General features: G+C 41.1%; 2 protein-coding genes. Both read left to right on the forward strand.

From position 1 onward, the window contains the following. The first annotated feature begins 57 nt into the window (after positions 1–57). Positions 58–1,158, forward strand: coding sequence for a GerAB/ArcD/ProY family transporter (locus HMPREF0083_RS02870; RefSeq protein WP_021619504.1), 1,101 nt, complete (start codon positions 58–60; stop codon positions 1,156–1,158). Further along, positions 1,155–1,818, forward strand: a 664-nt coding sequence (locus HMPREF0083_RS02875; protein WP_021619505.1) for a Ger(x)C family spore germination protein, incomplete at its 3' end; no start/stop codon positions are given. The genes HMPREF0083_RS02870 and HMPREF0083_RS02875, both read left to right, overlap by 4 nt.

Here is a 1,818-nt window from a genome sequence, read left to right on the forward strand (position 1 = left end):
TGTAGGGCCTAGACAGCTACGGCGACAGGGGTCCGCAAAAAAAAGAGGGGATGATGAATGAACAAGCCGATGAGCAATGAGATTACATTAATGCAATATATTTTGACCATCAACGGTATCCAGATAGGAGGTAGCATATTGGTTCTGCCTGCTGAATTGGCAAGAACTACAGGTACCGATGGCTGGATATCAATTATTATCGCGTGGATTATTACAACGCTTGTTAGTATATGCATTGTACAAGTCATGGCAAAACATCCGGGGGATACGCTGATACAGGTGCTTACGCACTATATCGGAAAGTGGCCGGGGAGAGTGTGCCTGCTTATTTGGATCGCGTATTCTTTGTTAGCTGTTACTTCATTGCTTTATTTTACCGTATTAGTGGTTCGCGTGTGGATTTTGCCCGGAACGTCAACTGTGTGGCTGGTGTTTCTTCTTCTTGTTCCAACCTATATGATTCTTCGTGGTGGCGTACGAGTGATGGTACGATATGTGGTGTTTGTTTTTTTCTTTACGCTTACCATGCCGATTTTGTTAACAATACCGATAAAGGATGCCCATGCGGTTTTTCTACTTCCTATTTTGAAAGATGGATGGTTTCCGATTTTCTATGCGATAAAAACGACGATTCTAGCGTTTGTGGGGTTCGAATTGGCCTTCCTTCTCTATCCGTATTTGAAAAATAAACAGCATGCCGTAAAAGGAATTGTGCTGGCGAACACCCTTACGCTCATTGTCTATCTTCATATTACGTTCGTTTGTTTTCTTTATTTTAGCCCGGATGAAATTACGAAGTATTTATGGCCTGTCCTTACCCTGGTAAAACCAATACAGCTTCCGTTTCTTGAACGGTTTGAAATTGTTTTTCTGTCGTTTTATATTTTTATCTTTTCAACGTCCGGTATTCCGTATACATTTTCTGTCACGCATAGTATTTCGCAGCTATTTAACAAAGAAAATTGGCAGTTGCCTGTATATATTGTGCTGCTTCTCTCTCTTTTCTTTTCCTTTTTCTACAAGCCATCCTATAGTGGGGTTGAGGCAATAAGACATGTATGGGGATGGACCGTTTATTTTATTGCTTATGCCTTTCCGGTTGCCTTATTTTTGTATGTCACCATTTATGGGTATTGGAAGAGGAGAGTCTATAGATGATAAAGCATATGATGCTAATTGTAGTCTGCCTGTTGCTTATGGTGACACTAGGTTGCAGCCATGATCGGCTTGATTTAGAGAATACGACATTATCCCTGACATACGCATATGATGTGGATGATGATGACAAATTAACCGTGTATCAGGCAAGCACCATTTTTAATAAAGATGTGAAGAAGAAATACGAGGTGCTTGCGGCGAAGGTGAATACTCCGAGGCAGGCAAGAGAGGTGTTTAACAGCACAAGCAACGGATTGATTGTTGTTGGAAAATTGCAGGTTCTGTTGATAGGGGAGAGGCTGTTAAAAAAAGAAGGAATTATGTCGCAGCTCGATGTAGTATACCGCGATCCGAAGAATACAGGAAACATTCGCATGGTCGCTGTAAAAGGGCCAGTGTCCTCCATTATGGAGAGTAATTTTGTAGATAAGCCGGCGCTTCCACTTTATTTAACCCAGTTGCTTGATGTGGAAAAAAGATATAACGGCACCATTTCAACTACAATACAAAAACTGCATACATATATGTTTGATAAAGGGATTACACCAGCGATCTCAGAAATGAAAAAAGATAAAAAAGGGCTTGTGGTGACCGGTTCTGCTTTGCTTGATAATAAAGGAATATATAAAATGTCATTGAGCCGCCGGGAAAGCTCCCTGC

The organism is Aneurinibacillus aneurinilyticus ATCC 12856 (genome assembly GCF_000466385.1).
GTDB lineage: Bacteria > Bacillota > Bacilli > Aneurinibacillales > Aneurinibacillaceae > Aneurinibacillus > Aneurinibacillus aneurinilyticus.

Coding starts and splice junctions, on each gene's coding strand:
- HMPREF0083_RS02870 (WP_021619504.1), top strand. CDS start 58: ATGAACAAGCCGATGAGCAATGAGATTACATTAATGCAATATATTTTG.